The sequence below is a fragment of the Arthrobacter sp. NPDC080086 genome (genome assembly GCF_040702285.1).
This window is the reverse complement of record NZ_JBFBKP010000003.1, coordinates 34,680-47,812: the sequence shown is the minus strand read 5'-3', so window position 1 is coordinate 47,812 and position 13,133 is coordinate 34,680. Positions and strand designations below refer to the sequence as shown.

The following is a 13,133-nucleotide window of genomic DNA, read 5'->3' as shown; positions in this document are numbered from 1 at the left end:
GAGTTCCGTGCTTTTGGCCTGGTGACGCCCTGTCTGACGCGTCCGGCGCGGCACTCCCGAGGAGAAATGACAATGCGACGCCGAATCAAAGCGTCCTGGACCGCGATTCTTGTGTTTGCCCTGGTGGGCGCCGGTTATCTGTGGATGTACCGGTTCGAGCCGCTGCTCTCTGGCGAGGCGGGCAGCGACGTGTTCGTGTGGGACCGCTGGACCCACCGTGTCTGCGCACTGAGCGACACCGGTGCCGCCACTGAATGGCATTGCGACAACGCCATGGAAACCGATGGCGCCGGCGGCAACACCAACAATTCCGACGTGTCCACGCGCCTGCGCATGCGCGACGCCGTGCAGCATCTCAAGCTGTAACGTTCCCGTACCTGCTGATTTTTCATACCCGCCCGCCTTCGCTGCGGGCGTTTTGCGTTTTTGCCTCAGCCCTTGCTCGGCTCGGCGGCATCCACCAGCTCGGGGGCGGGCACGGCGGGCAGCTTGCGTACCTGCGAGCCCTCCATACGCCCATGGCGCTGGAACGGGCCGAGATTCTGCGGCTGCCCCGACTCCAGCGCGCGTTCAATCGCTGCCAGCACGCGCACGTCGGCCAGACCCTCTTCGCCATTGGGCTCGGGCTCGCGGTTATGCAGGATGCAATCGGAGAAGTACTGCAGCTCGCCGCCAAACTGGTTGGTGGCTTCAAAGGCCTGCTCGCGGCTCTTGCCGCCAAGCGTAAGCCGATGCCGCAGACCCACCCCAAACAAGAAGCCGGGCGAGACCTCCAGATCCCCCTCCGTGCCGACGATGCGGTATTGATCCACATTGGCGCTGCTGTAGCTCACCACAAACTGGGCGACGCGGTGGCTGGCAAAACGCAGCGTCACAGCCACCGTATCGTCAAAGTTGAAAGCCAGCCCTGGATCGCGTACGCCAATGGCGGACACCTCCACCGGCTCTTCGCCAAACAGGTTGCGTACGGCGTTGATCGGATACACCCCCATGTCGGATACGGGCCCGGCCCAATAACCGTGGCTGGCCCGGTGGTTGGACGGCGCCACAGATTGGCTGAATGTCGCCGAGAACGCGCGCACCTGCCCCAATTTGCCGGAGCGTACGAGCTCAATGGCGGCCAGCGTAGCGGGCTCGAAATGCAACCGGTAGGCGATCATCAATTTGGCGTTGCCGGATCGGGCAGCGTCGATCATGGCTTCACAGTCGGCTTCGCTCGTAGCCATGGGTTTTTCCAGCAGCACGTGCACGCCGCGTTGCAGGGCGGGCAGGGCGTATTGCCGGTGCATGTCGTTGGGCAGGGCGAGATAGATGGCGTCGATCTCGCCGCTGGCCAGCAACTGCTCGTAGTCGGCATAGCCGTGGATGTGCTGGATGCCGTAGCGTGCGCCGAGCGCATGGGCCTTGACCGCGTCGCCCGTTACCAGGGCTGTGACGACGGAGTTGCCGCTTTCGGCCACGCCGGGCAAAAACGCCGCCTGCGATATCCACCCGGCCCCGACCACGGCGTAGCGCACCGGCTTGTGGACGGTGCGCGCGGGTGCGGCTTGCGGCTCACGCTCAACCTCATGAAAAGCGGTAGACATGACAATTCCTTTGCAATCGTTGCGCACGGTCGCGCTGGCGCCGTGGTGCAGCGCGCAAAACCGTGCGGAGGTCTAGAACGATTAGCAAAGGCGGTGCCCGCGGTGGGTGGCGCGCGCCGTATCAACCTTTGGCGGCCGACCTAGCGATGCTCGGGGTGCTCGGCGCGGCTGTCACTGGGGGCTTGCTCGCGTTCGTTCAGGCCGTAGTCGCGCACCACGTGGGCGATGCGCAGGCGGTAGTCGGCGAACCCGTGTTCGCGGCCGAAATGCTGGGCGGCGCGGTGCTGCTCCAGGTTGCGCCAGGCCTTGACGGCCTCTTCATCGCGGAAAAACGAGAGGGACAGCATCTTGTCCGGGTCCGTAATGCTCTGAAAGCGCTCGACGGAGATAAAGCCGTCGATTTGCTCCAGCAGCGGTTTCAGGCGCGCGGCCACGTTGAGGTAGGCATCGCGCTGGCCCGGGGCGGGCACGACTTCAAAGATGACGGCAATCATTTGCGGCTCCAGTGAGGGCAATCAGGCGTGAAAGAGAGGAATACGCGCGTTGGGTGACGGCCGATACGTGACTTCGCCCAGGCCGGCGAGCCACCGTGCCGCACTGGCCAAGCTCAGCAGATGCCGCACCGTTTCGCGCGCGATGACCACGGCCAGCGTTTCGGCAGGGCAACGATGGTCGCCGCCGCCGAAGGTCCATAGGCGCGGCTGCACGCGGGCCATGTCGAAGCGCAGCGGGTCGGGGTTGGCTTTTGCATCCACGTTGGCTGCGGCCAGCAGCACGAGGATCTTGTCGCCGGCGCGCATGGGTTGGCCGAGCAGCGTGGTGTCTTGGGCGACGAAGCGGCGGGTGTTCTGCACGGGCGCGTCCAGGCGCAGGACTTCGCGCACGAATGGCTCGATCTCGGCAGGCTGCGCGCGAAGGCGATCGGCCAACGCCGGCTGCCGCGATAGCACGACGATGCAGTTGCCCAGCAAGCCCGCACATGCGTCGTAGGTTTGGGCGAGCAATGCGGCGAGGTTGCTGATCTGCGCATCGTCATCGTCGGTCGCAAGGGGAGAATCGGCAAAACGCTGCTGCAGGCGGCTGACCGCGGTATCGGCATGTTGCACGGTCGAGGCATCGGCGCCGGGGCTCAATGCCGCCAGGTACGCAGCAATGTCGGCTTGGCAGGCGGCCGTATCAGCACGATCGTCGAGCAGCGTTTGCGCGATCGTGGCAAGCGGTACGCGGAAATGGGCGTCGGCGCGTAGCGCGGTGTCGAGATGTGCCACGTCGGGCAGGGCGGCATAGGCTTGCCGATGCGCGCGGGCTGCCAGCGCGGCAACGTCCAGGCGGCCCAATGCGGCCATTACCATGGCTTTGCGCGCGCCGTGGTCAGGGCCGTCGATCTGGCGGACGAGGCGGCTGAAGAATGTGCCCGTGGGCGATGCGGCGACGGCTTTGGGCACCGGTTCACCGACCGGGCGGACGCGGCATGCAGCGCTGCCCAGGACAGCGTCGACGGCATCTGCGCCAGCGGCAATCCACCAGCCCAGGGTCCCATCGAAAAACAGCGGCCGCGTGGCGGCAAGCTCCGCATAGTAGGGCGTGGGATCGGGGTGCACGATGGCGTGCAGCGGGTCGGCAGGCGGAGCGAGGGTGGTGTCCATGGGGCAATCGCAATTTGGGCGCAGGAGTAAGATGCCCCATTGTCTGGATGGTCCCTTCGCCTGTCACGCGCCAACAGTTTGGTCTGCACCGAACCATGACTGCATCGTCCCCCGCCGCACCCCCCGTTACTCAACCTGCAACGCAACCGGATATCGGCCGCGTGGCCGCCACCATTGGTGACCCGACCCGCATCCGCATGTTGCTGCTGTTGATGGAAGGGCGGGCCCTCACCGCCAAGGAACTCGCCTACGGCGCGGGTGTGGAGCCCGCCACGGCCAGCGCGCACCTGCGCCGGCTTGAAGGCGATGCGCTCATCACCTCACTGGCCAGCGGGCGCTACAAGTACTTCGGGCTGCGCTCGCCGGCGGTGGCGGAGATGATCGAATCGCTGCTGGTGGTCGCGCCTGAAAAGCCGGCCGACCCGCGCCGGTCCACCGTGCCGGAAAACCTGCGTGCCGCGCGGCTCTGCTACGACCATCTGGCCGGGCAGTTGGGCACCGAGGTGTCGGCCACGCTGCTGGCGCGCGGCTGGCTGAACCCGCAGGACGCCACCCACGCCGCATACGATGTCACGCCCGAGGGCGAGCGCGCCTTCGCGGCCATTGGTATCGACGTGAACGCGTTGCAAAAAGGCAGCCGAGGCCGGCGCCGCTTTGCCTACGGCTGCATGGATTGGAGCGAGCGCCGTCCGCATCTGGCTGGCGCGCTTGGCGCGGCTGTGGCGGAACGCTGCATCGCGCTGGGGTGGCTGGCGCGACAGAAGCACTCGCGTGCGCTGGTGGTGACGGAGGTGGGGCAGGGGGATCTGCGCGCGTGGCTCGCACGCTGACTGCTTAGGCCATGCGTGCGGGCACGGTGTGTTGAGGTCGCTGCCGCGGTTGCGCACGTCTGCGCCGATCCAGGTACAGCCACCACCCCGTTGCCGCAAACACCGGCAGCATGAGCGCTCCAATCATCACCAACACCACGCCGATCGGGCCGAAATAGCGCCCGTTGTGCAACGGCAGCATGCCGGCCAGCAAACGCTGCATCGGGGGCTTGTCGGCAAAGGCCTCGTTGCGTACGGCTGCACCCGTGATGGCATCCAGCGTGAGTCGATTGAACGCGCGATCGTGCGGGGCGTCCGCAGGCAGCCAGTTGATTTCCACCTTGCCGTTGCGCGTGTCGTCTATGCGCATTGTGGCGGTGCCGTAGTTGGGCGCGGTCGCGACGAAATGCGTCCATACACGTTCCAATGCGGCTTCGTCCAGCGGTTTGCGCGGGCCTTCCAGCGCCTTGGCTTTGACGGCCACCGGCATGCCGGCCATGCGCTGCAACCCTTCGCGGTACCAGTCATACGCCCAATACAACCCGCTGAACGCAGCCAGCAGATACAGCGGCAACACCAGCGTGCCGACGACGGTATGCACGTCCCACCAGCGGATGCGCCCCGCGCGACTCCAGCGGATGACGAGCCAGCTCCGCCAGTTGGTGATGCGTTTCGGCCACCGCAGATACAAGCCGGACAGCGCCATCAGCACCAGGGCGATGGTGCTCGCGCCAACGATCTGCTTGCCCACCTCATCGGCCAGCAACGTGCGGTGCAGCAGCTTGGTGGTGGCAAAGAACGCTTGCCCACGCGCTTCGGGCAGCAATGTGCCGGCGGCCGGATCGATGTAGCGCAATTCACCACGGCTGCTTCCGCCGCGTTGGCCGGGCGGCCAGGCATACCAGACGCGCCACGGTTCGGTCGGGTTGGAGGCGGCGGTGATGAAGGTGACGGGGCGCTCAGCGATGGCCGCCCGGGCCTGGGCAGCCACCTGCGGCAGCGTCGGCGCAGGGCCGTGATGGGCAGGCAGGCTGAACATGCTGGGGTTGAGCCAGCGCAGCAGTTCATCCTCGTATGCCATCAGCGCGCCGGTGGTGCCGACCACGGCCAGCACCACGCTGGCCGACAACCCGATCAGCCAGTGCAAGCGGAAGAGCACCCGTCGCAGCATCACCGTCTTACATCTTGTACCGCACGCCCAGCAGAGCCATGCGCGGTGCACCCGGCATGTTGTAGTTCTCGGCGCCGCCGTGGGCCGAGACGTAGTACGCGCGGTTGAACAGGTTCTGCAGGTTCAGCGTCACGTCCACATGCTTGCTGCGATAACCGGCGCCCAGGTCGACGGTCATATAGCCGGGCAGCGTCGTCAGGTTGTACTGCGATGCGTAGCGCGCGCCTTCGGCACGCACGCCGCCGGCCACGTAGAAGCCGTTCGGCAGATCGTGCTTGAGCCACAGCGAACCACTATGCCGGGGCGTGAGCGACGGCTGGTTGCCGTTGACGGCCACCGTGCCGCTGCGGTCGAACGGGTTCTCCAGGCGGCCGTTCAGATACGCGTAGCTGGCCATGAGCGACCACGTCTTGGCAATCTCGCCCGTGAACGACAGCTCCAGCCCGCGCGTGCGCTGCGTGCCGATGGGCACGCCCAGCAGCGTAACGGGGTCGGCGGCTGTCAGGTTGGTCTGCTTCATGTCGAACAGCGCGGCCGTCACGCTGGCGCCGGACGAGAGGTCGTACTTGGCGCCAATCTCGTAGTTGGTGGTCCGCTGCGGCGCCAGCGCGCTGCTGTTGGTGAAGAACGTAAAGCTATCCGCCAGCGGCTGGAACGAGCGGCTGTACGACGCATACAGCGACAGCGGCTCGATCGGGTGATACACCACGCCCAGGCGCGGGCTGACCGGCTTGTCGGTACGCGCCAGGTCGGCATTGCGCGGGGTCAGGTCGTCGCGGCTCTGCTTGAGGATTTCGTAGCGCAAGCCCGCGAGCACCGTCCATTGCGGCGAGAACTTGATCAGGTCTTGCACATAGGCGGCGTAGGTCTCGTTGTGCGACAGGCCGTAGTTGGTTGGCGTCGCGTTGGCAGGGACCGCCGGCAGCACCGGCAGCACGGGGTTGAACAGGTTGACTGTGGTCGTGCCTGCAGCCGCCGCCACGCGGTCGCTTTTGTCCTGATACCCGAGTTCGATGCCGTACAGCAGGGTGTGCTCGACACCGAAAGTGTTCGCCTTCTGCGTGAGTTCGTTCTGCCAGACAGTGCCGCGGTCGCTGCGGTTGCGCTGGTTCACGCCGAGGCGCGCGGTCGGCACGGCGCCATCAACGATGCTGTTGACGGTCACGTAGTTGTTGCGGCCGAGCGAATACTCGTAGTTGCGCACCACGCTGTGAAACGACCACTGCTCGTTGAAGCGGTGGTCCAGCGTGCCGGTCACGCTCTTCATGGTGGAGTTGACATTGCCGGCGCCTGCATTGGCCGAGCCGTAGCGTGTTTCGATCGGCACGTTGACCGGGCGGCCGCGGTACGACGGCACGCCCTGGTCGGCAATGCGGTTGTCGTGCAGGTAGTCAAACTGCACCGTCAGCTTGGTATCGGGCGACAGGTTGAACAGGAACGATGGCGAAATCGCCTGGCGACGCAGGAAGTAGTCGTTGCGGAAACCGCCCGAGTCTTCCACCGCGCCCGTCAAGCGCGCGCGGATGGCGTCGTCATTGATGGACGTGTTCAGGTCGAACTCCGCGCGCTTCTGGCCCTCGGTGCCCACGACCACGCCCACTTCCGCCAGCGGCGTGGCCAACGGTTTCTTGGTCACGCGGTTGATGATGCCGCCCGATGAACCGCGCCCGTACAGCACGGCGGCGGGGCCTTTCAGTACTTCAATGCGGTCGATGTTCGACAGGTCGCGGAAGTACAGCGAGTCATCGCGCAGGCCGTCGACGTACTGATCGTTGATCGACGAGAACCCGCGAATGGTCACCTGGTCGCGCTGCGCGTCCCCCAGCGAGGCGGACACGCCCGGCACATTGCGCAGTGTGTCGTTGATCGACAGCGCGCCCTGGTCCTGGATCACCGCACGCGGCACCACGTTCACGGATTGCGGAATCTCGCGCAGCGGCACCGGGATCTTCGTGGCTGTGTTGGCGATGGGCGTGTCGTAGCTGGTGTTGCTGCGCGCGCCGGTGACCGTGGAGGTGGGCAGCGTGCCCGCGTCGGCTGCCGCAATCGTGTCGGCCGCCATCGCGGCATTCCAGAGTGGCAGCGTCCCCAGGACGGCCAGAGACAGACGCAGACCCTCTCGTCGAAATTTCGGCGGCATTGCAGTTCCCGTAAAGTAAATAGCTCCGCCTTCGCGGAGGAGGCCGCCTTGCCCACCACAGCCGGCGCGCCTTCAGAGTTTGAAGGCGCAGATACTAATGAGAATAATTCCTATTTACAAGAGGGTTAAACAACGCTTTTGACGGCGGGCAAATCCGGCAGAGCTCAAACGCAGCAACTTTCGTTGAACCTGTCGCCGATTGCCGGCACCAAATTGCGCGCCGCGCATCTGAACAACGGCTTTCCGCTTTCCTTTCCATATGCTTTCTTCATCACGTCTGCCGTCGGCAGTGCGCGTTGCTCTTGTGGGCTACGGGTACGCCGGCAAACTGTTCCATGCCGCCCTGGTGGATGCCACGCCGGGCCTGCAACTGAGCGTTGTCGGCTCCAACCGGCCGGACGCTGTCCACGCGGACCGGCCCGATGTGCTGGTCTGTACGCCCGAGGCCGCTGTCACCCATGCGGACGTTGATCTCGTCGTCATCGCCGCCCCCAATGACCGACATGCGCCCTTGGCCGAAGCCGCGCTGCGCGCCGGCAAGCACGTCGTTGTCGACAAGCCGTTCACCACCACGCTGGCCGAGGCGCGCCACCTGGCACGCGTGGCGCGCGAAACGGGTCGGCTGTTGTCCGTCTTCCAGAACCGCCGGTGGGACAGCGATTTCCTGGCCGTGCAGGCCGTACTTGCCGGTGGTGCTATCGGGGAGGCCATGCATGTGGAGGCGCATTTCGATCGCTACCGGCCCCAGGTGCGCGCACGGTGGCGCGAGCAGGCCGGGCAGGGCACGGGCATCTGGTTTGACCTCGGCCCGCATCTGATCGATCAGGCATTGCTGCTGCTCGGCTTGCCGGATGCGGTGAGCGCGTCGTTCGCCCGCCAGCGGTCCGGCGCGGAAACGCCCGACTGGGCGCACGTGGTTCTGCACGTTGGCGAGCGACGCGCCATTCTGCACGCGAGCATGTTGGTGGCGGGCGGCGCGCCGCGCTGGATCGTGCACGGGACGCGCGGCTCGTTTATCAAGCGGCGGATGGATCAACAGGAAGCGCAGTTGCTGGCGGGCATGGAGCCCGGCGCGGCGGGCTGGGGCGCGGATGACGATGCGAGCGTCCTCATCGACGGCGCAACGTCTGCCGCCACCGAAGTCGCCACGCCGGCCGGTGATCAGCGCACTTACTACGCTGCCATGCGCGACGCGATCCTTGGCCGCTGCGCCAACCCCGTGCCGCCCGCGCAAGCCGTTGCGGTGATGGCGGTGCTCGAAGCCGCCGTGGCCGCCGCCGAAACCGGCACGGCCGTCGTGCCCGACCTCACCGACACGGAACGCATCGACTGGCATGCCGCTCGAGTCTTCACGCAAGGGGCCATGGCGTGAACGGTGTGGTCATTCTGTTGTTGGTGGCGGGCGGGCTGCTTGCCGTGGTGGCGTTGGTGCAGATGCTGGCCTCGCGGCTGACGCTGCCGGAGTCGACCTTGCTCGCGCTGGCGGGCATCGGCATCGGCGGGGCATACGTGGGCTTGCAGAACAGCGCGCCGGCGTTCGCGGCCACGTTCTTCGCGCCGCTCATTGACCCGAGCTGGCCGGCGGAGGCGTATCTGTGGCTGTTTCTCCCGCCGCTGTTGTTTCAGGCCGCGCTGTCGGTGGACGTACGCAGCATGGCACCCGATGCCGCACCCATTCTGATGTTGGCCATCGTGGCGGTGGTCGTGGCCACGGGCGTCATCGGCCTGGCGGCGTCAGCCGTGACGCCGTTTGGCATCGTCACGTGCCTGTTGCTGGGCGCGATGATCGCCACCACCGACCCCTCCGCCGTGATTGCCGTGTTTCGCGACGTGGGCGCGCCCGCGCGGCTGATCCGGCTGGTGGAGGGTGAGGCGTTGCTTAACGATGCCGCGGCCATCGCCATCATGGGCGTGCTGCTGGCGATGCTGACCGGGCACGGTGGGGATGCGACCGTCGGCACCGGCATGCGTGAATTGGCCAAGGCGTTCGGCGGTGGCGTGGTGTTCGGACTGGTTGCGGGGCGCATTGCTGCGTTTCTGCTGCCAGCGCTACGCGGCATCGCGCAGGCCGAAGCGGCGTGGACGCTGGCGCTGCCGTATCCGCTGTATCTGGTGGCCGAAAACATGCTGGGCGTGTCGGGCGTGGTGTCGGTGGTGTGCGCGGGGCTGGTGGTGGGCGCGCTGGGCCGCACGCGCCTGACGCCGCGCAACTGGCATCACCTGCAGTTGATCTGGGAGCAGATTGCCGCGCTGGCGGGCGCCGTGGTCTTCTTGCTGGCCGCTGTGCGCGTGCCGGAGTTGCTGCACGGCGTGGTGTGGAAAGACGCCGCGTGGCTGGCGGTGATCGTGGTTGCGGCGCTCGTTGCACGCCTGGTCGTGCTGTTTGGTCTGTTGCCGGCGCTGGCGTGGTTCAAGCTCTCGGCGCCGGTCAGTCATGCTTACAAGCTGGCGATTGCGTGGGGCGGTCTGCGGGGTGCCGTCACGCTGGTGTTGGCGTTGGGCGTGGCGGAGAACCAGGCCGTGCACGCTGCGGACCGCCACTTTGTCACCATTCTGGCCACGGGCTTTGTGCTGGTGAGCGTGCTCTTCAACGGGGCGACCTTGCGCTGGGTGATGCATCAACTCGGGCTGGATCAACTCTCTTCGCAAGAGCAAGCGCTGCAAGGGCAGGCGTTGAACATGTCGACGGAAGAAGTGGAGGCCATCATGCGTCGCATCGGTGGGCACTTCCACTTCGCGGCCGGCGCGACGGATCAAGCCGCCGCAACGTATCGGCAGGAAGTGGCGGCCGGCGCGGCGGGTTTGAATCTGGAAGAGGCGTTGACCGAGCGCGAACGCGTGACCATCGGCCTGGTTGCACTGGCCACGCGCGAGCGCGAGTTGATTCCTGAGTACGGCAACGGCCTGGTCTCCATCCGCAACCTCGACGCGATGATGCGCAATACCGCCGACATGATCGACGCCGCGCGCACCGAGGGCCGCCTGGGCTACAAGCGCGTGTCGCGCCAGATTCTCGCCAAGAGCGTCGCCTATCGCCTCGCACAATGGCTGCATCGTGTGGTGCATGTCGACGGGCCGCTCGCCAAGGCACTGGCTGACCGCTTTGAGTTGCTGGTGTGCCGCCAGACCGTGCTGGAACGCCTGCGTGCGTACAACCGCGCATCGCTGCAACCCGTGCTGGGTGAGCGCATGGCCGACTTGCTCGACAGCGTGCTGGTCATCCGTATCGAAGCCGCAGAAGGCGCGCTGGCGGAGCTACGCGAGAAGTTTGGCGACTACAGCGCCGCGCTGGAGAAGCGCTTGCTGCTGCTGTTCGCCCTGCATATCGGCCAGAGCAAGATCGACACCATGCTGGCCGAAACCGTGATCTCGAAGGAGGTCTACAAGCAGATCAGTGGCGTGATCCGCCGGGCTTGGATGGCGGCGCTGCCCCGGCCGCCGCTGGAGGTGGTGCAGAGAAACGGGCTTTGAACGATGCCTCGACCGGAGCGTGCAACACCATCGCACGCTCACTACACTGACGAGGTCAACGTCTCGAGGCTCCCCGACATGCGAATCCAATCCGCCAAGCTGTTGCTCGCGTTGCTACCTGTGGTGTGTGCTTCGGCGCTCGCTCAAGCGGCAGAGGTCGAAACCCGACGGCCTGCTGACTTTGTTAACGTGCAGAAGGCCGTTCCGCATATTCAGACAGATGTGCGCTATTTCACGGCTCACAATTTTGTCGGGCGGAAAATCAGCGGCTATAAGGCGCCGGTCTGCCTGTTGACCAAGCCGGCGGCGCAGGCGCTGCAATCGGTGGTGGAGCGCCTGGTGCCGATGGGGCTGACGCTCAAGGTCTACGACTGCTATCGGCCGCAAACCGCCGTCAACGATTTTGCCGTGTGGGCAGAAGACCTGAAGGCCACCAAGATGCGCACCGAGTTTTATCCCACCGTGGACAAGACCCGACTGTTTGCCGATGGCTACATCGCGTATCAATCCGGGCACAGCCGCGGCAGTACGGTGGATTTGACCATCGTGCCGCTTGGCAGCCAGATCCCCGCCTACGACCCAAAGCGCAAACAGGCCAGTTGCACGGCGCCGATGTCGCAGCGTGCGCAGGACAACAGTCTGGACTTTGGCACCGGCTACGACTGCTTCAGCCCCGTTTCGCACCCGGACGACCAAACCGTTGCTGCCCAGCAAAAGGCAAATCGCTTGTTGCTGCAATCCTTAATGGAGCAGGCTGGGTTTAAGCGGCTCGACACCGAGTGGTGGCATTTCACGCTGGTCAACGAGCCGTACGCGAGCACGTATTTCGATTTTCCCGTGGACGATTGATAGCCGCCACGCATTGGTTGCGGGGGCCTGCCGAGCCCCAGCGCTGAGGCTTCGCCGGTTGTGGGCTGTTGCGGCTTACGGCTGATGTGGAAACAGGGGTTCCCTCAGAAAATCTATGAACACCTGTAGCCTTGGCACCAAGCGGCCTTCAGCCAAGGCATCACGTGCCACGAAACATTGCTATAGCCGCTTGACCGGCCGATCCCCATGCAGGTGGCGATGGATGTCATGTGTGACGAAGCCGGAGTCGTTGTCCGGCATCGCCAGCCACTCGGGGTGCGAGAGCGATTCGCGGATGTCCGCCAGGCCCGATGCCCAGTGGTCACGCATGGTGGACGGTCCGAACTGGATGTCCTTGCCCGGCCCTTCATGCTCCTTGGCTGCGTAGATCAGGTGGAAGACGTTGTAGTGCTTGGTGCAGGCCAACTCTTGCGCGTGCTTGTACCACGGCGTGCGCTCGAATTCCTTCGGTGGCAGGTGGTCGAGCAGCTTGCGCACCAGCCTGCGCGTGGATTGCGAGCGCTCCATCCAATCGGTCACGAGTCGCGTGCGGCTGGAGTACTGCAGGTCTTTCTGTCGGCTGGCCACGCCGATCATCGTATCGGGCACCGGCCCCAGCGCACTCCACAGGTCCACCTGGAACACCAGCGTGTCCTTGCGCGGCTTGGCGCCCAACACGTATGACAGCGGCGTGTTGGACACGACACCGCCGTCCCAGTAATAGTCACCGTCGATCAACACTGGCGGGAAACCCGGCGGCAGCGCCCCGGATGCCATGAAATGCTCGGCACTCAGGCGCCGCTCGGTGTTGTCGAAGGCTTCGAGGTTGCCGGTGCGTACGTTGACGGCACCCACGGATACGCGGATGCCGCCATCGTTGATGCGGTCGAAATCGCACAGGCGCTCCAGCGTGGCCTTGAGCGGCGTGGTGTCGTAATAGCTGGCATCGAGCGGGTCGACTTCGTTCGCGGGCAACGGCGGCGGAACGCGCGGTGTGAAAAAGCCGCGTTGGCCTTCCAGGAGGGTGTCGGCCGCCTGCATGGCAGTCAGCCACTTGCGCAGATGCGCATTGCCATCAAACCAGGCGTTTTCCAGGATGTCGGGCAGCGGCGGGGAAAAACTCGGCTGCGTGATCGTCTGCCAGAACTCGCGCAATTTCGCCTGCCGATGCTCGGGCGCATTGCCAGCAATGATGGCCGTGTTCAGTGCCCCGATGGAGATGCCCGCAATCCAGTTCGGCACGATACCGGCCTCGTCCAACCCTTCGAACACGCCGGCCTGATATGCGCCGAGCGCGCCGCCACCTTGCAGCACCAGCGCGATGTTTTCGTACGCCGGCAGCACGATGCGCTGTGCCGTGGTGAGCGGTGCGTCGTCCGGGCGAGAGGATTCCGCAGGGGTGGGCCGCTTGCTCGCGGCCACGCGTAGTTTGGGTGCGGGCATGTCTCCTCGACCTCCTTG

Annotated in this window: 11 protein-coding genes; 5 read left to right on the top strand and 6 right to left on the bottom strand. The window is 65.6% G+C overall.

Annotation, left to right across the window (positions count from 1 at the left end):
* Nucleotides 1-72: 72 nt before the first annotated feature.
* On the top strand, nucleotides 73-366 hold the full coding sequence (locus AB0305_RS02420; protein WP_366171151.1) for a hypothetical protein: 294 nt from the start codon (nucleotides 73-75) through the stop codon (nucleotides 364-366).
* A 65-nt stretch (nucleotides 367-431) separates the two neighbouring features.
* Here AB0305_RS02420 and AB0305_RS02415 read toward each other — a convergent pair whose 3' ends face one another.
* The 3 genes from AB0305_RS02415 to AB0305_RS02405 form a co-directional block, all read right to left on the bottom strand.
* Nucleotides 432-1,586 carry a Gfo/Idh/MocA family oxidoreductase gene (locus AB0305_RS02415; RefSeq protein ID WP_366171149.1) on the bottom strand — a complete coding sequence of 385 codons (1,155 nt, stop codon included), beginning with the start codon at nucleotides 1,584-1,586 and terminating at the stop codon, nucleotides 432-434.
* Between the two features lie 140 nt (nucleotides 1,587-1,726).
* Entirely contained in the window at nucleotides 1,727-2,080 is a 354-nt protein-coding gene (locus tag AB0305_RS02410) for an antibiotic biosynthesis monooxygenase (RefSeq protein ID WP_366171147.1), read from the bottom strand.
* Nucleotides 2,081-2,101: 21 nt separating this feature from the next.
* Nucleotides 2,102-3,232, bottom strand: coding sequence for a cytochrome P450 (locus tag AB0305_RS02405; protein WP_366171145.1), 1,131 nt, complete (start codon nucleotides 3,230-3,232; stop codon nucleotides 2,102-2,104).
* 161 nt (nucleotides 3,233-3,393) lie between these two features.
* Between AB0305_RS02405 and AB0305_RS02400 the strand changes: the two genes are divergently transcribed.
* Complete coding sequence (locus AB0305_RS02400; RefSeq protein WP_366171144.1) at nucleotides 3,394-4,062, top strand: winged helix-turn-helix domain-containing protein; 669 nt, start codon at nucleotides 3,394-3,396, stop codon at nucleotides 4,060-4,062.
* Nucleotides 4,063-4,066: 4 nt separating this feature from the next.
* Here the strand turns inward: AB0305_RS02400 and AB0305_RS02395 are convergent, their stop codons facing one another.
* Both AB0305_RS02395 and AB0305_RS02390 read right to left on the bottom strand, forming a co-directional pair.
* Nucleotides 4,067-5,212 (bottom strand): PepSY-associated TM helix domain-containing protein, encoded by a 1,146-nt coding sequence (locus tag AB0305_RS02395; protein ID WP_366171316.1) that lies wholly within the window; start codon nucleotides 5,210-5,212, stop codon nucleotides 4,067-4,069.
* Between the two features lie 7 nt (nucleotides 5,213-5,219).
* A complete protein-coding gene (locus AB0305_RS02390) occupies nucleotides 5,220-7,352 on the bottom strand; it encodes a TonB-dependent siderophore receptor (protein WP_366171142.1) in 2,133 nt (710 codons plus the stop codon).
* A gap of 259 nt (nucleotides 7,353-7,611) precedes the next feature.
* On the opposite strand from AB0305_RS02390, the gene AB0305_RS02385 reads away from it, so the two are divergent.
* The 3 genes from AB0305_RS02385 (at nucleotide 7,612) to AB0305_RS02375 (ending at nucleotide 11,672) form a co-directional block, all read left to right on the top strand.
* Nucleotides 7,612-8,724 carry an oxidoreductase gene (locus tag AB0305_RS02385; protein ID WP_366171140.1) on the top strand — a complete coding sequence of 371 codons (1,113 nt, stop codon included), beginning with the start codon at nucleotides 7,612-7,614 and terminating at the stop codon, nucleotides 8,722-8,724.
* Complete coding sequence (locus tag AB0305_RS02380; protein WP_366171138.1) at nucleotides 8,721-10,823, top strand: cation:proton antiporter; 2,103 nt, start codon at nucleotides 8,721-8,723, stop codon at nucleotides 10,821-10,823. Before AB0305_RS02385 ends, AB0305_RS02380 begins: the two co-directional genes overlap by 4 nt.
* Nucleotides 10,824-10,901: 78 nt before the next feature.
* Nucleotides 10,902-11,672 carry a M15 family metallopeptidase gene (locus AB0305_RS02375; protein WP_366171136.1) on the top strand — a complete coding sequence of 257 codons (771 nt, stop codon included), beginning with the start codon at nucleotides 10,902-10,904 and terminating at the stop codon, nucleotides 11,670-11,672.
* 180 nt (nucleotides 11,673-11,852) lie between these two features.
* Here AB0305_RS02375 and AB0305_RS02370 read toward each other — a convergent pair whose 3' ends face one another.
* On the bottom strand, nucleotides 11,853-13,115 hold the full coding sequence (locus AB0305_RS02370) for a patatin-like phospholipase family protein (RefSeq protein ID WP_366171134.1): 1,263 nt from the start codon (nucleotides 13,113-13,115) through the stop codon (nucleotides 11,853-11,855).
* Nucleotides 13,116-13,133 lie beyond the last annotated feature (18 nt).